The organism is Pseudomonas sp. B3G-3, from assembly GCF_028640915.1.
Lineage (GTDB): Bacteria > Pseudomonadota > Gammaproteobacteria > Pseudomonadales > Pseudomonadaceae > Aquipseudomonas > Aquipseudomonas chlororaphis_I.
This window is the reverse complement of the sequence record NZ_JAQZAB010000099.1, coordinates 15,382-33,804: the sequence shown is the minus strand read 5'-3', so window position 1 is coordinate 33,804 and position 18,423 is coordinate 15,382. Positions and strand designations below refer to the sequence as shown.

The window sequence follows — 18,423 nt, the reverse complement described above, 5'->3', positions numbered from 1 at the left end:
GCGATGAGGAGGGCCACAGGTCGCGGCGGGTGACAGATCGTCTTCACGACCGTGCTGTTGGCACTGGCCGCGCGCACCATTTCAGAAGCGGATAGGTGCGCTTGGGCCGCCTCGCGTAACGAGGCTGGGGCGGATTTGAGAAACCTGTGTTGTTATCGCTCAGCCGGGCTTGGCGCGTTTGGATTTGCGCGGTGTGCTGCGCTTGGTCTCAATGGCCACGGTGCCCTTGCACTCGGGATACCGGCTGCAGGACCAGAACGTGCCGCTCTTGCCACTGCGTTGCCGGGTGGCTGCGCCACAAACTGGGCAGACGGGCCCTTGGGGAATCTTGACTGCAAGTTGGATGCCGCTGTATTGCTGTACCAACTGGGTTACCCAGGCCGATTGCTTGGCAACAAATGCTTCCAGCGTCAAGGTACCAGCTTCGATCATGTCGAGAGCCTGCTCCCAGATAGCGGTTGTTCCCGGATCGGCTATGGCAGCCGGGACGGCATCAATGAGGGTGAAGGCGGCGTCGGAAGCACGCACAGCACGCCCTTTGGTAATCAGATAGCCACGACCCAACAGGCCTTTGATGATGCTTGCGCGGGTGGCTTCGGTACCAATTCCCATGGTGTCCTTGAGCGTCTGTTTCAGGCGTGGGTCGCTGACGAGCTTAGCCACGGTTTTCATCGCCTTGACCAGCTCACCCTGGGTATAAGGGCGTGGAGGCAGTGTCTTCATGGCCTTCAGTGCCACCTGTTCAACGCGGCACTGCGAGCCTTCGGTCAATTGCGGCAACACTTGGCTGCGCTGTGGAGGCTCTCCTTCGGCATCCTCTGCGGGCATCTCGGTGAGAACCTGGTGCCAGCCGTGCGCGACGACCTGCTTGCCCGTTGCGCGCATGACTTCGCCCGCACACTTGAGCAGCACAACGGTACGGTCGTACTCATGGTGAGGCAGGAACTGAGCAAGGAAATGCGCCCGGATCAGGCGGTAGACAGCCTGCTCCTTCTCGGACATGGCCGCGAGATTCGCCGGCTCCAGCGTAGGGATGATGCCGTGGTGAGCGGTGACCTTGGCGTCGTTCCAGGCACGCGAGCGCTGACCGGAGTCGAGTGCTTCGATAGTGGGACGCAGGCTGGGTTCCGTGGTTACCAAGGCAGCGAGAACGGTCGGCACTTCGGCAAGCATGCTTTCGGGAAGATAGCCGCAGTCGGAGCGTGGATAGGTGGTTGCTTTGTGCGTCTCGTACAGGGACTGGGCGATGTCCAGGGTTTCCTGCACATCCATGCCGAAGCGGCGGGAGCAGACTTCCTGCAGCGTGCCGAGATCAAATAGCAGCGGCGCCACCTCACGCACACGCTCGGTCGACACAGAAGTGACCCGTGCCATACCGCCCGCCCGAATACGATCGGACGCAACCTGGGCGACCGTCTGGTTTACGCAGCGCCCTTCGGCGTCTGCCTGCCCTTCGGGTGGCAACCAACTCGCTGAAAAGGACTGCACCGCCTGAGACAGGCCTACGTCAACCACCCAGAACGGCACGGAGACAAAGCCGGCGATCTCGCGATCGCGATCGACGACCAGCCGCAGGGTGGGTGTCTGCACCCGCCCAACTGAAAGAACGCCGTCGTAGCCGGCTTGGCGGCCAAGGACGGTAAACAGACGGCTGAGGTTCATGCCAATCAGCCAGTCAGCGCGCGAGCGCGCCAAGGCCGAGTGGTACATCAGCAGGGTGTCGTTCGGCCCCTTCAGCGCGCCTAACGCTTTGCGGATCGAGGCATCGTTCAGCGCCGACAGCCAAAGGCGTTTGATTGGTCCCGAGTAGCCGCAAAAATCAACCAGTTCGCGGGCGATCATCTCGCCAGCACGGTCGGCGTCTGTGGCGATCACCAAGTCGCTGGCCTTGGCCAACAGGCCCTTGACGATCTTGAATTGCGCTGCGGTGGTCGGATTTATCTCGACGCGCCAGCGCTCAGGAATAATGGGCAGCTGCTCCAGGGACCAGCGTTTGTACTGCTCGCCGTAGCTCTCTGGAGGGGCGGCCTCCACAAGGTGGCCAATGCACCAGGTAACCGTGACGCCTTGGCCGTTGAAGCAACCAGAGCCGCGTTGCGTGGCACCCAGGATGCGTGCGATGTCTTTGCCTTGAGAGGGCTTCTCGCACAAGTACAACTGCATACCGCCTCCTCAACGCTGTGCTGGCAAATCTTCGATAGGAAGCAGCCTGCGTGTTGGGAAGCGTCTGCACCGCAAACAACGCGGCACGCGCTTGCACCGAGTTTGTTGCGCAGTCGTCTGTAGTTGAGGAGGGGTTACGGGGACGCAGCAGAGAGAAGACCAGCCGTCTGAGATGTACAGCCGGTGGGCTGGAACTGGGTGGAACTCAGTGGAATCTGGCTGAGCCAGAGCGGGGGGGAGCGGGGGATGGCCGCCGCAGGCTATACCCGGGTACAGCTGCGGCAGCAGGTGCTATTGGTTGAGAAAAGGCTATTCGTCCACCTTGTCGCCAGAGCCAGAGCCAGAGCCAGATTCAGGCTTTGGCTTCATGGTGACCGCGTCCAACCGGTACGGGAGGATGCCAATGTTACGGGCGTTGATCTTGTGCGTGTGTTGAGGCTTATCGTCAGCGTCCTTCCAGTCGTCCCTTTCCTGACGGCCAGCGACGAAAACGCGCATGCCGCGTTGGTAGAGCGTGCTCCAATGTTCGGCATCCCTGTGCCAAATTTCGACGGGCGCCCAAAAACCACCGCGATCCTCGAAACTTCCATCCTTGCTGGGTACAGGGTTGTCGAAATAGACGTTCAGGCGCAGCAACCGGCGTGGCTCTTCGTTGCCGTTGGGAAACTCGCGAAACTCAGGTGCAGAGCCGATGTTGCCTTCGCCGTAAAAGTGGGTGCTCATAGTGATTTCCTCATGGTTGAAACCCTGCCGCTGGGGTTCAGTGGCACAGGTGCTGTTGGGCCATCTGACGACCTCGCTGGGGTAGGTCTCCGGATTGGCGCATTCAAACGCTTGGTCGGGTTGGCGCAACGCGGTTGTCCTGCTCGCACCGGTGCAGGTAGGCTTCCTCGGCCAGCGCAAACTTGCTGGCGCACTCGGCTGCCTGGCGAGCAAGGGTATGGGTCAAACTGATGTGCATGTTGAGCAGCACGCGTTGCTGCTCCAGCTCATACAGGTCGTCGATCAGAGATGACGGCGTGGCAGGACTGGCAAGCAATGCCTGCCAGAGCGCCACGCCCATACTCGAGCGATCCAGGTTGCGCCAGCGCAGGAAGACCGTCCCTGCGCCAGTGGTCTGTTGGGCCAGCTGTATGGGCAACAAGTTGAAGGGATGTGCCCGTGCCCGAGCGAGTACCCGTCGTTGCGCCAGGGCGATGAGGTCGTCCCTCAATGCGCCACACTGGCTGGCCCAGGTCGCTAGCGCTCCCTTACCCTTAAAAGGCCTTAAAAGGCCTTTTAGGTAGGCTGCGTGTTCCAGACACTGGAAGTCAGCCTGTTCCAGCGGGGCGATGCGCCGTGGAGTGGATCCCGATTGGTTCATGCCGGGTGGTCCTCGTCTTCAGATCCTGGTGCTGGCTCATCCTCGGCACCGGGCTCGCCACGCTCTGCTTCAATGCTGCTGTCAGGCTCTGCATTGACGGCATCAGCGTCAACGCGCAGGTTGGTGCGTCGTGGCAATGGCGGGGCGAAACGGCTACGCCGGGTACCTTCGAGCACGTCCTGCGGAAGCTCGCCAAACTTCTCTAGTGCCAGACGCGCGGCGGCGTTGTTCGCGGCAAAGTCGTCGCGCTGGGTCCCGGAGTAGCGGTACTGCTGGGCCATGGCGAAGAGGCTGCGCAGTGCGTGCGCGCCTTCGTTGAGCCAACGCTCCAGCGTGCTGCGATCGATCAGCGCGGTGTGGTGGGCCAAGATGAGCTTGCGGGCGATCTCGTCGTAGTCCGCGAGCAGGTAGACGGCCATGAAGCCGAGCTGGGCGTTGACGAACAGGGGGAGCTTCACCGGCTGCACGTTCAAATTCTCCCCGATGGACATAGCCGCGGGCACGTCGGTGAGGGCCAGGTCCACTTGCTCACGCAAAGCTTGCAGGGTGGTGCGTGTTTGCTCCAGCTTCTCTTCGACCCGAAGCATCCACCAGTCTGAGTAGGGATCGTCCTGCTCGGATCCCCGCTTCATCTTGTTCATGATTGAGATGTAGCCGTTGAGGCCGACGATGCCGGCACGGCCTTCAGAGGGGGCGCGGCCATGCCAGATGCGCGAGGCGTGGTGGGTGTGAAGCGTCAGCGACATCGCGCTGCGCAGGGAACCGAGGTTCAACTGCAGGGATTCTGGTTCGTTTGCCATGTGTGACGACTCGTTGTGGTGTTTCGAGTCGCCAGCATCGGCTTCAACCGGAAGGCCGTCAGTGATCAAACTGCACACGCGGCCCGCCATATTTGTGACAAGTGCTCGGACTTTCCTTCTGGCCTTGCGGCTCGCCGGGAAGGCAGTGTGTTGCGCTATACCCGGGGTATAGGCGTCGCTGGAACTGGGTGGACGCTCGTCGTGCCGACACATGGTCGACTGCTTGAGGTCACGCTGGAAGGCAGTATGTTGCGCTATACCCGGGGTATAGGCGTCGTCGGAACTGGGTGGACACTCGCCATGCCGACTCATGCTCGGGCTGTCCGAGGTCACGCTGGAAGGCAGTGTGTTGCGCTATACCCGGGGTATAGCCCCAGGTGGAAGCTACCGGAATCCCTACTTCAGACATCGACCACGTCTACGGAAGTTTCAGGATTGAGCGCAGGCGATCGATGTGCGCCCGCGCCACATCCGGTGAGGCTGGGACACTGACCTGCGGCTCGACCTTCTCCACTGGGGGGCCGGAGCTTGGCTTCTGCGCAGCCCAGGGTTGGAATTCACCACGGATCGCTTTCTGGATAATGCCGAACAGGTAGCCCGCCGGGTTGCGGATCCCGCTGTCCTGGCACCGCGTCTGCCACTCATCCAGGATGGCTTGGTGCAATGCCGGATCGACAGGCTGCAGCGCGGCCAGTGCCCCTGTCTGCTGCTCAGCCTTCAGGCGCAGAAAGCGCTCTGGCAAACGAAGAGTTGCCTGTGCACGCGGTACAGTACGTACTTCTTTTATATTGCTTTCTATACGTACAGTACTATCGGTCTTCGGATTCCGAACGCTGTCGTTTTTCCTCGCTTTGCCACCCGCTTCGGATTCCGAAGTGGCGTGGGAATCCTTCCGAAGAAGGCTCCTGGCCCCCTCTTCGGATTCGTGTTCGCCGTCATCCTGTGGATAATTTTTCCGACATACCCAGCCTTGTTCGCTGAGGCGTTGCGTGAGTACTTGGATCCGGCTCGGCAGCGTCTTCCCACGAAGTTGAGGGTCTTCGGACATTTCCTTCAGCGTGTGCACTCCGACACGTTGAATGGACTTGCTAGCGTGAGCCAAGGCGTTGCTGACCAGGCCCAAATAGTCCTGATCCAATTGAATCGCTTCGAACAACGTCAGCGGCTCATCATGAAGCACATACAGGTTGCCTTGGATTCGGCCTGTAAGCGGATCGCGCCGGCGGCGCACCAAACTGATCCACCGCGTCAGCCTGAGCAAGGTCAGGGCCCGTGCCACGGTTTCATGCGAGGCCCGATCAGTGCATGGCATGGAAGCAAGCCACGGGGCCAACTGGTCGTATGTAGGGAATGCGGTGATGCCGTCGTCATTGAGCATCAGCCTCAGGGCCTGCCAGGCGTTGCGCTCGAGCGGTGTCAGGCGCTTGTCGAGCAGTAGCGCGCGCGGCACACTGTCGTGTCGGTTGCCGCTGAAGATGAACCCGTCGGCTTGGCCAGGCGCTGTTGATGGCTCAGGTGCAGGCGGCGGGGGCTGAAGAATGTGCCCAAGTGCCTCATTGAACAGATCACCTAATGAAATCGGCCCCTCGGCGCGGCGTGTCCCGGACATACTCAGCTGAGTCCTTCAGCAAGCCATCCGCGAATTGCGCTCCAGATGACCGACAACGGCAACTCGGTCGCCTCTGCAAGATCTGCCGCAAGTGAGAGCATGGCGGTTTCGTCATTGCGATCGATATTGCGCTGCTTCAACTGCTGTGACCAACGCCTCCACAGGTCGGTGTCCTGACCCTCGGTGAGAACCGGGTGCCGTCCCCGACGTTTCGGCAGGCCCAGCACATCACGGCGTACCGCTGTTTCTTGATGGGTGTAGCCGAAGAAGCGGCCGATCAACTCAGTGCTCGCGCCTAGACGCAGCAGACGATCCACGTCCCGCAACTGCTTGGAGTCCTCTTCGACCTGTCTCAGCAAGTGGCGAAGAACATCGCGATTGACCATAACGGAACACCAATTGACGAGCGCATTGGCGAGCAGGCTGACCATGGCCGGATCCTTGAGTATGCGCAGGTCGTCGTCCTCGAATCCCATCGATTTGGCCCGGCGCAGTTGACCGTTGCGCAAGTCGTGAAGCACCTGCGCGATCACTGCCTGATTCAGGGGGTGCGGTCCAGCCATAGTCGGTCCCCTTACGGTTCTGGTATGACTTCAGTGTCGGCCACTGCTGAGGTGCCGGATTCAAGTTCAAATAGCCTGCGCGCAAGCCGCAGTAGCCTGAACAACTTGACTAAGCCGGCGTCGCTAATGCGCGCCGGCGGTTCCAACAGTGGCTGACGGAGCTCACCGCCCTGCAGCAGGGGGGCGAGGTCACATACCAGTTGGCTAGTGTCGCTCGTAGGGCTGACGCTCGAGAGGGGCTGGTAAGGAGAACTCAGGGCATCCAGCAGCGTCAGTACCGCCCTGGCGAACACGGACGCTGCGCCGACCTCATCGGTGGAGGAGAGCTCACAGAAGAAGCCGAGGCCACCCGTGACAGGGCATATGACGCCGGCGTGACCTGCCTCTTGCGCGATTTCACGAGCGAACTGCGCGATATGTAGCCTCAGGCGTTCGGGTTCATCCAGACCGGGTTCGATGTACCACACGTCAGTGATGGGATACAGGCCGTCAACCTGCACCGGTATGGATTGCAGGACGTTGCTTTTGAAATCTGGCGGTGCCTCGCCGAGATGTTCGGAGACCAGGCGCTGGATTGACTGCAATCGGTCCGAGCTCTCGACTGGAGAGACGAGATGCGGGTTCAATGAAGAAGTGTCGCTTGGCTCCGGCGGGTCCTTGTCGTACTGAAGAGGCTGTTCTTCGCTGGCTGCTGTAGACGTAACACCGATCGGTGTTGTGTTGGCATCAACGTCCTTGTCCTGGGAGGAGGTGGGATCGACACGCTTCTCTGAACTGGGCGGGGTGGCGTCAGGCAGCGTGGCCGAGGGCACGGATGTTGGCGCTACCGCAGAAGGCAGAGGCTCCGGCTCGCTATGCAGTAGCTGCCAGCGGTTCTCCGCTTCGATAATTTCGATAGCCAGGGTGTCGTACTGCACTTCGAGCAGATCAGCCATCTGGCCCAGAAGTTCGTCTTGCACCCGCTGCACAGAGAAGGCTCCTGCGGCGGTGTCGAACTGGATCAGCACGTCTTGGAACAGCGACGAGAAGTCTAGAGCCGGCTGATCGGCCGTGGAATGGGCTTCCCAGATGCGAGAGCCCGCGCGGCGCAGACTGGTCAGTTGCTCAATCTGGTGGCGCCCCAGGCCGCCGTAGAGCACATTGGGTATGGCGGGTAGGAGATACTGAATCGCCTCTTGCATGCGGCTGATATGGGGCTGGGGCACAGGGTAGCCATCGCTCTTCAACCGCCGTGCGAGTTCGGATTGCGACAGGGGCTTGCCCAGGTCCTGTTCGTACAGCTCTCTGGCCTTCTCCACCCCGAGAGCGCGCTCGATGAAAGACAGCCCACCGTGAAGTTCGTTCTCAGCCAAGTGGCCAGTCAGCGCGACGATCTCGCCACGCTCAGGCCAGGGGCGGAACAGGCAGCCAATTCGGAAGAAACGCTCATCTTTGGTCTCGGACCAGAGCTCGCGCAGTATTGCCAACCGGGTATTGCCGCCGTTGCGGATGATGTAGTGCGCAGCGCCTGGTCGCCGAGTGATCGGCGGCGGAGCGTCGAGTCCGCGTTCATGGATCGAGGCTTTGATCTCGTCATAGCGAGGGTTTCGTGTGAGCCGCGGGTCGAGTTCGTACGGGCGCAGTTCGTCCAGCGTGACGACCATGTGGGTGTCGACGATAGGATCGGAAAGTGTGTCAGCGACGGGGCCATTGTGGGTGAACCCTTCACTGAGTAGCTTTTCCGCCATGCCCTGGGTGGAGATGTCAGCCATAGCGATCCCCCCCGTAGTCCGTATCGATCTTGTTGTCGTCAGCGTCTGCCTCAGCTTGACGCTGAGCGCGCTTCAGCATGGCTTGGGCATTGCGTCCACCACGGTGATCGCTGACGGTCGAACTGGTGAAGATCGGAGGCAGGCCGGGCTTGACGAACCGCAAGTGCCCCCCCGGCGTACGATTTACAGTCCAGCCCTCCTTCAGGGCGTATTCGACGAGCGGTAGTAGCTGCTTGTGCCCGCGGCACAGATTCCGCGCATTAGCCATGGACGCCTCCCTGTGCAGTCTTGCCGGTCACACTGTCGAAACGCACCTTCCATTGAGGAAAGAGCTCACTGCCCAGTCCCTGCATTACCTCCAGGGCTGCAGGCGATACGCGGCCGGTTGGACGCCGCGTTTCTACGCGGTGGACTGGCAGCCCCCGCACTGCCGCACGCTGAATGGCTTCGCTTGCAGGAACTTCGCTTCGAAGTATTTGGATTCCAGGCCTTTCCTGGAACAAATGCCGCAACGCCTGCCGGATCAACCTGGCATTGGTTGATACCGCCGGCATTCGATTGATCAGTAGGTGCAGAGGTGGAAGGTCGACCCCTAGACGGCTGTACGGCGCAATATCTTCCATCAATTGCAATGTGCCGCGCCGAAGCTCACGGGCTGAAAGAATTTCCGGTGTGACAGGTGAGACACAGAGGCTGGAGGCGAGTACTGCCATCTCCAACGTCACGCTGCGCGCGCCTTGAGTGTCGATAAGCACCAGGTCGTAGTAGGGTTCGAAGTTCGATAACAGGTTGCGCAACCTGAGCCTGCCATCGGGAGCGTTAAGCAGCAGCGTATTGAGCTGGCGGTTCCCATCGTTCGAGAGAATTACGTCCAAGCGATCGATGGTGGTGCGAGACACCAATGCCTTGAGGTTTCGCTCATTGAAGGCAAGTAGCTCGTAGATTCCGCTCTCAGCTCGGTGCGCGAGCTGATAATAGGAGGAGAGAGTTGGTTGCATGTCGAGGTCGAGCAGCAGCACACGGAGACCTGCGTCAGCAGCAATGCCACCCAAATTCGCGGCGACCGTGGTTGCGCCAACGCCGCCTTTCGTGGAAATCACGGATAGGACCAGCATGGTCAGGCTCGCTCTAGCAAGCGTTCGGCGATCCATTGATCGATTTCGAATGAGTCCCAACCGACTGCCCGGATCCCAAGCCGTATGGGCTTTGGGAATTTCCCTTCCTGCATAAGGTTGTAGATGTGTGCGCGTTTGAAGCCAGTCTTGGCTTCGACTTCAGGCCGGCGGAGGATGCGGCGCTCGCGTTCTACGGGATGTGCCTCAGCTTCGTTCTTCTGCAACATCGTGATCACTCCTTAATGCTCGGTGGCATCGCTTGGTCGTGACACGTATTAGGAGGCACCAACGCACTGGCTTCCCTGATCAATCGGGAACGACAACACTCCCTATTCTTTTCGTTGTGTGTTCTGCCAGACCTCTGTCACTGTTGTAATGAGAGTCTGGCCGCATCGTTGCTTTTAGAAATAGCGAGATTGAGCTTACTTGCTGCTGTTTGAGCCATCCGCCAAATAGGGCATGCTCTTCGCGCATCATCACTGACGAATATGGCAGTGTCGATGATGGAAGAGCTCGTCGTGGACTCGCTAGGGCTCTGGGCACCCAGGCACACGCGCATGGTTAAAAAAGGCGCACAGGAGGGCTGTATCGCGCGAAGAAGTACCCGTGAAACAACGATAGGGCCAGTCGAATTTTGCATAACTTTTCGGCCATCGACTGGCACAGAAGTTGATAGATTTGTGCGGTGCGTCTACGTTTCTGTGTTGCCGACCTTCTTCATGCGTTGCACGAAACGGTCAAGTTCAGGCGATGCGGGACGATCCGGTCTCACTAGCAAGGTCTCTGCATCCGCAACCTCATCCCGTATTTCCCTGATGACCACACTCGGATGGGAGTAGAGTGCCACTTGTGATTCGAGTGCCAAGCCGATGCCGTATCCTGCGGCAACGAACATCATCGTTGTCTCGTGACCAGACACATAGGCTGACACGATCGGCTCGGGAAGCCGAGCGTTGCGAAAGACTCGGTTCAGGACATCGTATCCCCCCTCGCAGCGTTCCGGGTCGCACATGATCATCGGATGCTGGATGGCTTCGCTCAGTGGCAGCTTATCTCTCGTCACCAACGGGTGATGGGACGGGATCACAAACACTAATCGGTCAGTCCACGCCACCTCTTTGATAAGCCCTTCCGCTTCGCAGCCGGCAAGAGTAGTGAAGCCGGCATCAACTTGGTCGAACTTGAGGGCTTGGAACATTTCTTTTGCCGTCATCTCCAGCACGCGTATCTCAGTGAGAGGCTCCTCCGATCGACACCTGGAGAGTAGTTCCGTCATTCGTGGCTGAGCTAGTCCGTCAGTCAAGGCGATGCGCAAGTGTCCGCGATAGCCATGCTCGGCGGCTTTGGTTCGCGAGCGCACGCTCTTTAGAAATGAGAGAAGGCGCCGGGCATCTTCGCGAAATACCTCGCCAGACCAGGTCAGTCGGATTCTGCCCTTGCCTCGTTCGAAGAGGGCGACGCCAAGCTCTTCCTCTAGTTCTTTTATGACCCGAGAAAGTGCTGATTGGTGGATGTGGACCCTTTCTGCAGAGCGCGTGAAGTTCTGCTCTTCTGCAACAACTAGGAAATACTGAATCTGCCGAATGTTCATCTATGTGCTCCTTGTTGTTCTGCAGGGGCTCTTCAGTTCGATCGAACAGAGCGAGGCCTAGGCACCAAGGAGGTCCGGCATTTCTGAGGCTAATCAGAAGGACGCCATCATTTCTGTAGTTATTCCTTATCGTAGTGCGCACGCTCCTCTATCGCATCTTGAAGAGCCGCATGGCCCCGAGTAGAGGCATCTCCATAGAAATGCGTTTCTTCAATACGAAGTCAATCGATCATCGCAGCACGGTCATGTCATTCGCCTTCGCACAAGCCCCATCGTTTGAATTGCACATCCTCATGCCGGAGAAGTCAGAGGGCGTTGGGACGCCAGTGCTTGTCCTACCCACCACCCACTAGTCCGCTCCGTCGAATTAGTCTGCACGGAATGGGCCGAGGCATGATTTATAACTTCATACACCAGGACAGCTCGGCTGCCACGACGCAGAGACATTTCGGGATTAATCTGCCGTATTTTCAGAACGTTCCCTGATGCGAGAGCTCAGCGCTGCGCGTGCGAACCAGCGACCATTCGCTCAGGATTCAGAGGTGGGCGCCTTAGGTGTTCCCGTTGGGCAAGCCTGATCGCTCTCGGAGGGGCCCGCAGAGCACGATATCTGCTACCAGGAAAGACTTGCGCCAGAGCGAATAGATGTCGCCCAATCGATGCGTGAATCCTGGCACTGCTTCAATGCGAGCAGTGCCAGGGCAAGGCATAGGCCAAATGAGTAGATATCGGTCAAGTCAATCTCCGACGCATCGATTGCAGCGCGGACCAGGTGGACCACGCTCTACATGTTCCGGAAGTGCCCGGTGTCAATCACGCAGCTTCCACTCAGTTTGTTCTGGTGCATCAGAAGGGCGTCGTAAACAGGAGCCCGAGCTGGATCAGACCTTCTGGTCGGCCTTTTTCCTGGCTTTCTTCGTGGGTCTATTGACGGCTTTCCGAGCGGTCTTTTTCGGAGCCTCGCCCGCATTCTTAACCACCTTGGAGGAGTCCTTCACAGTGCCCTCGGCTGGCGGGAACTTGGCGCCCGGGTTGGTCTTCGCCCAGGCTTTGCCATCGGCGGACTTCGCCCAGGTGGCAAATATCTTGGGTGTCAGCCCGCGCCCCGCCCATGTTTCACCGGTAGGAAGTCGGTATTTCGGCGCCACTTTTCCGAGCTTTCGGCCCCGACGGACACCAACGGCGGCTCTGGCGGTGCGCGCAGGTGTAGCGTCGATGGTTTCGCCAATGAGCTTGGCCACCTGACGACGTTGGGCAGTACTGAGGACCTTCGCATACTTCTGGAGCACGGCCAGTGCTTTGGGCACCTCGCCGTCACGCTTTTCCACCAGCTTCTTTTGGGCTTCGAGCAGTTTGATTTCGGCGTCTAGCGATTTCAGGGTCGTAAGGGCCAAGGGAGGGGTTCCGTTTTATGAAGGCAATGGGGTTATAGCTCATTCGCCCCGGGCAGGGCTACCCAACGTGAACCGTCCCAAGCTTCACTGACCCGTATCGCTGAGATAGCATCGACACGTCTTATCCTCCCTAGGATCAGGCACTGAGTGTCTTAAACACAAAGATACTGACACTCCCGTAGACAGCAGGAGCAACACATGCATGGAAAGCGCATCAAACCTCTCGCACAACTCTTTGTCTGTGCCGTACTTCCGCTTTTCTGCGCAGGGTGTTTCAGCTGCTCAGGGTCCGGAGGCTGGGAACGCGTGATGAATCCCCTCTGCCGCGAGGGATACCTGCCATCTGGTGCCTCCATGACGGCCCCCGAACGCACGACAGAAATTCCTGAAGAAGAACAAGCTCACCACCGCATGAACCTACGATGAAAACCTTGGCTTTGATCGCATTTTCCCTCTCCATTGGCGTCGCCCTTACCGGATGTATCGCCCCGTTCCGTGTAAAGGCACGCGCCTATGCCACTGCCGACATGATCCCGCCAGAGAGATCGGAAGCCGCCCTTCGTCGGTATCCCCCGCAGTGATGAAAGGAGAAGCCATTGTCGGCTGGCGCGCGCCCAGCCCGCACAGCTGCCTCGGAGGTCGAACAGTGGCTGCTGCGAGGCCAGCTACGGCACTATCGTTGGCAACGAATTCCGCGCGATTGGGTGTTCCGCAAGGCACAGACGCAGGGAAACTCCAACTAGAATGGCCGCGCTTTCACAGATCCGGATGCTTGCACCCCCAACTGCAGGGACGCCATGAGCGTGAATATTGGAACCATCGCAGCTGCCGCACTACTGGCCCTGCTTGCCCCGGCGCTCACCCAGGCCTAGGAAAGCACGTCATCGACCCTGTCGCGCCTGATCGAGTGCAAGCTCTCCACTGAAGAGGTTGCCGGCTTTGTCGAACGGATCAATGCCGAACAGGTGCAGGACTTCGTCAAGAGCGATGTCGGCGGTGATTCCGCACTCAGCCTGTGGAACAGCGAGGAACTTGTCACTGCCTGGGGCGAGACCTCGGATCTGGTCAACATGTCCAGTACCACCGAGATGCATCTGGTCTTGCGGGTCCCTCTTGGCGAGGAACTGTCCCATGGCACGGTGATCGTCGATCGCATCGGTGGCATGTCGCCGCGCCCGGACTAGGCGGCGATGGAGGCGACGTATGGCTGGAAAAGCATGGACTATCGGAAGGCGCTGGGCAACAACCGCAACGTCCGTGTGCTGGTGGACCTGAGCTACTCGCCCGGCTGGGGTTCGTATGGGGATATCCAGTAGCCGATTCGGAAGCGAAGGACATCGCATTAGCGGGCGCTACACTTGTTGTGCCCGTTTTTCGTGTGATCTACGTTTAGAGGGGGGGAGGGGGATGCGCCTGCGCCACTGTGGACCAAAGAACTGGCAATCGGCACACGCCTTGCGTATTTCTTCTGTGGGTGGGGTTGCCAAGATTGCTCGATTAGTCCATAATTCGGTCCATTGATTCGACGGGCTAACAAAAAAGTCCTTTGGAATCAGTTAGTTATATCGTTGATGGGAGACTCGTTTCCCGCTCCAAACATAGCGCTACAGAGTTCCACTTAGCTCTGCAGCGATCGAAAAAAGGACCTTCGGGTCCTTTTTTCGTTTGTGCGATATTCCACTGACGTCGGCTGCGTTCCAGCAGTATCCAGTGGTTTTAAGTGCATTTCTCTGTCTGTTTTCCGTCATCCCTTGGTTCAAGACTCGTTTGGATGTAGCAGCCTTGGCATGACGTGACTTTTTACTAGAGCGGATTTTGAGGCAGGGCGCTTTTCCCTCGATAGCCTACGACGATCTTGCTTAGTTGTTCCGAGGCTTTTTGCTTCTTTCCCTTTTGCCGCGCTGGAGCGGACCTGACTCGCGGAAGCGGAGATCGGCGACTACCCACTTAACTATTGACCCTGATAGGAATAGGCAATGCTCAAAGACAAACCGGCATAGGTGACCGGGTTTTCCCTGGATAGCATGGCCGCCTCGTCCCTCTCTATCGGAGCTCGCCATGAACAGCATAAAAACCCTATTTATCACGGGTGTCAGCAGCGGCTTTGGCAATGCGCTGGCGCGGGAAGCGCTTGCCGCGGGGCATCGGGTTATCGGCACTGTGCGCAATGAAGCGGCCTTGCAGGCGTTTCAGGCGCTTTCCGTGGATCGTGCCCATGGGGTGATTCTGGATGTCACTGACTTCGAGCGGATCGACAGCCTGGTCGCGGCTGTCGAAGCCGCTCATGGCCCGGTCGATGTCTTGGTCAACAACGCCGGCTACGGTCATGAGGGCATCTTCGAAGAGTCGCCGCTGGAGGAGCTGCGTCGCCAGTTCGACGTCAATGTGTTCGGCGCGGTCGCGGTCACCAAGGCGTTCCTGCCATATTTTCGCAAGCGGCGTGCCGGTCACATTCTCAATATCACCTCCATGGGCGGCACCATCACCATGCCGGGTATCGCCTACTACTGCGGGAGCAAGTTTGCGCTCGAAGGTATCTCCGATACGCTGAGCAAAGAACTGCGGCCGTTCAATATCTTCGTGACCGCCGTGGCGCCAGGCTCGTTTCGCACGGACTGGGCCGGTCGTTCGATGCAGCGCACGCCACGGAGCATTGGCGACTATGACGCCAGTTTCGACCCGGTGCGCAAAGCGCGGGAAGAGAAAAGCGGCAAACAGCCCGGCGACCCACGCAAAGCCGCGCAAGCGATGCTGCAGGTCATCGCCAGTCCGGCGCCACCCGCACACCTGCTGCTGGGCAGCGATGCCTTGAGCCTGGTGCGTTCCAGACTGGAGCAGGCGGCCAATGAGATCGATCAATGGGAAGCGCTGAGCCGTTCGACCGATGGTTGAACGGTCAGCCAAGGGGCCGTCAATGAATCAGGCCGACTCACAGACCTCGCGCATGGTGCAACTGATGGAAAAGCTGGCGCCGATCGAGGGCTACAACCTCAGCGCGCTGGAGGATATCCGCTTCCTGCGTTCGAACCGGCCCCTGACCCGTACCCCGGTTTTGTATGACCCGGGCATCGTCATCCTGTGCCAAGGGCGCAAGCGTGGCTACCTGGGTGATGACGTCTATGTCTATGACGCCCAGCATTACCTGGTGGTGTCGGTCCCCGTGCCGTTCACCATGGAGACCGACGCCAGCGAGGCAGAGCCCATGCTGGCGGTCTACATGCGTCTCGACTTGCAGGTGGCCAGCGAGTTGCTGCTGCAAGTGGATGAAGCCCTCGGGCCCAGCGACGCCCAGCCCAAGGGGATGTATGCCTCGCCGATGGACGATCTGCTGCGCGCCTCGACACTGCGTTTTCTCGAGGCGATGAGTGCTCCAGGTGACGCGCAGATACTCGGGCCGTCGCTGGTGCGGGAAATCTATTACCGCATCCTGACGGGCGAGCAGGGCGGCTCGATGCGTGTCGCGCTCAATCGCCAGGGGCACTTCGGCAAGGTCACTCGCGCGATCCGCAAGATCCACAGTTGCTACCAGGAGCGCCTGGACGTGGAGTCCCTGGCCCGGGAAGCGAGCATGAGCGTGCCCAGCTTTCACCTGCACTTTCGCAGCGTGACGAACGCCTCTCCGATGCAGTACCTGAAGTCGACGCGCTTGCACCAGGCGCGACTGCTGATGCTGCGCAACGCCATGAGCGCTTCGACGGCGGCCTTCAACGTAGGCTACGAAAGCGCCTCGCAATTCAGCCGCGAGTTCAAACGCTTCTTCGGCCGAACGCCCCAGGCGGAGATCGAATGGATGAAGGCGACCTATGCGTTGCCTGCGCCGTCTACGCCATCTGTCTATGTCTCGTCGCATTAGTTTTCGCACCTGCCTGAGCAAGTCTGTGGCGCGCGTTTTGCTTCGCGCTTGAACCTCACCCCACAGGAGTTCAGCGATATGGATTCGAAGCGCTCTACGCAACAACCTTCGGATGGTGCCCCAGGCCTGGCGGCGGGCAGCGTTATTGGCGGTCGGCCTACATCACCGCCAGGTTATCGCCCGCTGCTGGAGGGCGAGGTGATTCAATCGACCGATGAGGCCGGCAACGACCCCCAGTCCTGGACGCCCGTGCCCAGCCATTGGGTCAGCCAGGTGCATTGCCTGGCGGTGTACGGTCAGATACGTCGGCCGACAACCCGCCAGGGTTGTTGCTAACCTGCCGCCAGCGGCGCTGGCCGCCGCCGGGATACCCTGCTGCGCGCTTTACCTGGATCGGGTCTCGATGAAGGGGCTCATCCATCTGCCATCCTTGTTGCCGAGCAGTCCTGCTCACGGCTTGAACTCCCCATTTCAGAGCGTTCGTGCACGCTTCCATGGCCCGGGCGGCGGGGGAGATTGCGCTGTCTTGAGGCATGGGCCTCCACCTGCGCACGATTGCGAGTCTGGAGAAAACTGACGAGTCGCACAGCTTCCTTGGCTGGTCAGACCTGTAAGACCTTGTTTTTCGATCGGTAAATGATAAATCCATGATTTTCCGCGGGAAGTGGCATGGGGGCTGCTATGCACGATGCATTCTTCAAGCGGCTTCGCTGTGGTTCGGCCACCCGATATTCAACCGGGCAGACGTCGACCTGAGTCGCTGAAGAGGGGGCAGTCCGCGGGTCGACAGCGTTGTCGACCCGCCAGGGACTCGGTTGATTCTTGACGGAGAAACATCATGAACCACGACTCAAATGCTGCGAGCGCAGTCAAACCACCGGCCAGGGCCTGGTATGGATCACTCTTTTCGCAGGTGTTGCTGGCCCTGTTGCTGGGGATTGTGCTCGGCGTACTGGTGCCTGATTTCGCGGTAAAGCTGAAAGTGCTCAGCGACGGTTTTCTCAAGCTGATTTCGATGATCGTCGCACCCATCGTCTTTTGTGTGGTGGTGCACGGGATCGCCGGTACGGGCGACCTGAAAAACGTCGGGCGGGTAGGGGGCGTGGCGCTGATCTACTTCGAGATCATGACCACCATCGCCCTGGCTCTCGGCATCCTGCTGGCGTTCGTGTTCGGGCCCGGGCATGGCATGAACATCGACACCACGACCCTGGATGCCGGGGCCATGAGCAGCTATTCGGAGAATGCCCACAAGCTCCAGGGCAGCGGCATCGGTTCGTTCATCCTGAACATCATTCCCACCACCTCAATCGATGCATTGGCCCGCAACGATGTATTGCAGGTGCTGTTCTTTGCCTTGCTGTTCGGCATCAGCCTGGCATTGGTGGGGGGTAAAAGCGCGGAGCGCGTGACCTCGTTCATCGACGATATTTCCAAGGTGCTGTTCAAGGCCATGGGGCTGATCGTGCGGCTGGCGCCCCTGGGCGTGCTAGGGGCAGTGGCCTACACCGTTGGCAAGTACGGTGTCGGTTCGATGAAGCAGCTGATTTCCCTGGTCGTGCTGTTCTACGCCTCGATCCTGATCTTCGTGTTCGTGATCCTGGGGGCGGTGTTGCGTTACGCCGGGATCAACGTGTTCAAGTTCATTGCCTACCTGCGCGAGGAGCTGACCATCGTCCTGGCCACCGCCTCCTCGGACTCGGTGCTACCGCAGATCATGCGCAAGCTGGAAGTCCTGGGCGTGAAAAAATCAGTGGTGGGGCTGGTGGTGCCCACCGGCTATTCGTTCAATCTCGATGCCTTCTCGATCTACCTGACCCTGGCGGTGGTCTTCATTGCCCAGGCCACCAATACCCCCTTGTCGATAGGTGACCTGCTGCTGGTGCTCGGGGTGTCGCTCGTGACCTCCAAGGGCGCGCACGGCGTGCCGGGCTCGGCCATCGTGATCCTGGCGGCGACCCTGAGCGCAGTCCCCAGCATTCCGGTGATCGGCCTGGTGCTGGTGTTGTCGATCGACTGGTTCATCGGCATGGCACGCGCGGCGGGCAACCTGATTGGCAATTGCGTGGCCACCGTGGTGGTGGCCGATAAGGTCGGCGACCTGGACCGCGAACAGGCTCAACGGGTATTGAACAACCGTCAGCAATACGAGTTGTCCTGAGGCCATGAGCTTGCGGCGGGGGGCTGTGCCTTGACGGCGCAGCCTCTCGCAACGGGGGTG

At 59.6% G+C, this 18,423-nt stretch carries 16 protein-coding genes; 4 read left to right on the top strand and 12 right to left on the bottom strand.

Features of this window, described 5'->3' with window-relative positions:
- Positions 1 to 159: 159 nt before the first annotated feature.
- From PVZ80_RS12740 to PVZ80_RS12685, 12 genes are all read right to left on the bottom strand, one after another.
- A complete protein-coding gene (locus tag PVZ80_RS12740) occupies positions 160 to 2,163 on the bottom strand; it encodes a DNA topoisomerase III (RefSeq protein WP_273863994.1) in 2,004 nt (667 codons plus the stop codon).
- 309 nt (positions 2,164 to 2,472) lie between these two features.
- The gene (locus PVZ80_RS12735) at positions 2,473 to 2,886 is read right to left on the bottom strand and encodes a single-stranded DNA-binding protein (RefSeq protein ID WP_273863993.1); all 414 of its coding nucleotides are present in this window, start codon (positions 2,884 to 2,886) and stop codon (positions 2,473 to 2,475) included.
- A gap of 103 nt (positions 2,887 to 2,989) precedes the next feature.
- Positions 2,990 to 3,526: a DUF3158 family protein gene (locus tag PVZ80_RS12730; RefSeq protein WP_273863992.1), complete on the bottom strand. Its 537-nt coding sequence runs from the start codon at positions 3,524 to 3,526 to the stop codon at positions 2,990 to 2,992.
- A complete protein-coding gene (locus PVZ80_RS12725) occupies positions 3,523 to 4,326 on the bottom strand; it encodes a PFL_4669 family integrating conjugative element protein (protein ID WP_337960724.1) in 804 nt (267 codons plus the stop codon). Before PVZ80_RS12725 ends, PVZ80_RS12730 begins: the two co-directional genes overlap by 4 nt.
- 418 nt (positions 4,327 to 4,744) lie before the next feature.
- Entirely contained in the window at positions 4,745 to 5,941 is a 1,197-nt protein-coding gene (locus PVZ80_RS12720; RefSeq protein WP_443201010.1) for an STY4528 family pathogenicity island replication protein, read from the bottom strand.
- A complete protein-coding gene (locus PVZ80_RS12715; protein ID WP_273828096.1) occupies positions 5,938 to 6,498 on the bottom strand; it encodes a DUF2857 domain-containing protein in 561 nt (186 codons plus the stop codon). Before PVZ80_RS12715 ends, PVZ80_RS12720 begins: the two co-directional genes overlap by 4 nt.
- 11 nt (positions 6,499 to 6,509) lie before the next feature.
- On the bottom strand, positions 6,510 to 8,249 hold the full coding sequence (locus tag PVZ80_RS12710) for a ParB family protein (protein ID WP_273863990.1): 1,740 nt from the start codon (positions 8,247 to 8,249) through the stop codon (positions 6,510 to 6,512).
- Positions 8,242 to 8,517, bottom strand: a complete 276-nt coding sequence (locus tag PVZ80_RS12705; protein ID WP_273828094.1) for a type II toxin-antitoxin system HicA family toxin — start codon at positions 8,515 to 8,517, stop codon at positions 8,242 to 8,244. The genes PVZ80_RS12710 and PVZ80_RS12705 overlap by 8 nt, the downstream gene beginning before the upstream one ends.
- Positions 8,510 to 9,364 (bottom strand): ParA family protein, encoded by an 855-nt coding sequence (locus tag PVZ80_RS12700; RefSeq protein ID WP_273863989.1) that lies wholly within the window; start codon positions 9,362 to 9,364, stop codon positions 8,510 to 8,512. Before PVZ80_RS12700 ends, PVZ80_RS12705 begins: the two co-directional genes overlap by 8 nt.
- 2 nt (positions 9,365 to 9,366) lie before the next feature.
- The gene (locus PVZ80_RS12695) at positions 9,367 to 9,591 is read right to left on the bottom strand and encodes an AlpA family transcriptional regulator (RefSeq protein ID WP_273828092.1); all 225 of its coding nucleotides are present in this window, start codon (positions 9,589 to 9,591) and stop codon (positions 9,367 to 9,369) included.
- 464 nt (positions 9,592 to 10,055) lie between these two features.
- Positions 10,056 to 10,955, bottom strand: a complete 900-nt coding sequence (locus tag PVZ80_RS12690; protein ID WP_273828091.1) for a LysR family transcriptional regulator — start codon at positions 10,953 to 10,955, stop codon at positions 10,056 to 10,058.
- Positions 10,956 to 11,836: 881 nt separating this feature from the next.
- Positions 11,837 to 12,349, bottom strand: a complete 513-nt coding sequence (locus tag PVZ80_RS12685) for an H-NS family nucleoid-associated regulatory protein (protein WP_273828090.1) — start codon at positions 12,347 to 12,349, stop codon at positions 11,837 to 11,839.
- A 2,058-nt stretch (positions 12,350 to 14,407) separates the two neighbouring features.
- Between PVZ80_RS12685 and PVZ80_RS12680 the strand changes: the two genes are divergently transcribed.
- The 4 genes from PVZ80_RS12680 (at position 14,408) to dctA (ending at position 18,363) form a co-directional block, all read left to right on the top strand.
- Complete coding sequence (locus PVZ80_RS12680; protein WP_273863988.1) at positions 14,408 to 15,241, top strand: oxidoreductase; 834 nt, start codon at positions 14,408 to 14,410, stop codon at positions 15,239 to 15,241.
- Positions 15,242 to 15,263: 22 nt separating this feature from the next.
- Positions 15,264 to 16,202 (top strand): AraC family transcriptional regulator, encoded by a 939-nt coding sequence (locus tag PVZ80_RS12675; protein WP_009049610.1) that lies wholly within the window; start codon positions 15,264 to 15,266, stop codon positions 16,200 to 16,202.
- A 78-nt stretch (positions 16,203 to 16,280) separates the two neighbouring features.
- Positions 16,281 to 16,538: a hypothetical protein gene (locus PVZ80_RS12670; RefSeq protein WP_273863987.1), complete on the top strand. Its 258-nt coding sequence runs from the start codon at positions 16,281 to 16,283 to the stop codon at positions 16,536 to 16,538.
- A 502-nt stretch (positions 16,539 to 17,040) separates the two neighbouring features.
- Positions 17,041 to 18,363, top strand: coding sequence for a C4-dicarboxylate transporter DctA (gene dctA / locus PVZ80_RS12665; protein ID WP_016703088.1), 1,323 nt, complete (start codon positions 17,041 to 17,043; stop codon positions 18,361 to 18,363).
- The last annotated feature ends 60 nt before the right edge of the window (positions 18,364 to 18,423 follow it).

Bases quoted from the DNA above. Each gene is read 5' to 3' on its own strand.
- PVZ80_RS12735 (WP_273863993.1), bottom strand. From the start codon at position 2,886: ATGAGCACCCACTTTTACGGCGAAGGCAACATCGGCTCTGCACCTGAG.
- PVZ80_RS12680 (WP_273863988.1), top strand. From the start codon at position 14,408: ATGAACAGCATAAAAACCCTATTTATCACGGGTGTCAGCAGCGGCTTT.
- PVZ80_RS12710 (WP_273863990.1), bottom strand. From the start codon at position 8,249: ATGGCTGACATCTCCACCCAGGGCATGGCGGAAAAGCTACTCAGTGAA.
- PVZ80_RS12730 (WP_273863992.1), bottom strand. From the start codon at position 3,526: ATGAACCAATCGGGATCCACTCCACGGCGCATCGCCCCGCTGGAACAG.
- PVZ80_RS12690 (WP_273828091.1), bottom strand. From the start codon at position 10,955: ATGAACATTCGGCAGATTCAGTATTTCCTAGTTGTTGCAGAAGAGCAG.
- PVZ80_RS12740 (WP_273863994.1), bottom strand. From the start codon at position 2,163: ATGCAGTTGTACTTGTGCGAGAAGCCCTCTCAAGGCAAAGACATCGCA.
- PVZ80_RS12700 (WP_273863989.1), bottom strand. From the start codon at position 9,364: ATGCTGGTCCTATCCGTGATTTCCACGAAAGGCGGCGTTGGCGCAACC.
- PVZ80_RS12725 (WP_337960724.1), bottom strand. From the start codon at position 4,326: ATGGCAAACGAACCAGAATCCCTGCAGTTGAACCTCGGTTCCCTGCGC.
- dctA (WP_016703088.1), top strand. From the start codon at position 17,041: ATGAACCACGACTCAAATGCTGCGAGCGCAGTCAAACCACCGGCCAGG.
- PVZ80_RS12695 (WP_273828092.1), bottom strand. From the start codon at position 9,591: ATGTTGCAGAAGAACGAAGCTGAGGCACATCCCGTAGAACGCGAGCGC.
- PVZ80_RS12675 (WP_009049610.1), top strand. From the start codon at position 15,264: ATGAATCAGGCCGACTCACAGACCTCGCGCATGGTGCAACTGATGGAA.
- PVZ80_RS12670 (WP_273863987.1), top strand. From the start codon at position 16,281: ATGGATTCGAAGCGCTCTACGCAACAACCTTCGGATGGTGCCCCAGGC.
- PVZ80_RS12705 (WP_273828094.1), bottom strand. From the start codon at position 8,517: ATGGCTAATGCGCGGAATCTGTGCCGCGGGCACAAGCAGCTACTACCG.
- PVZ80_RS12715 (WP_273828096.1), bottom strand. From the start codon at position 6,498: ATGGCTGGACCGCACCCCCTGAATCAGGCAGTGATCGCGCAGGTGCTT.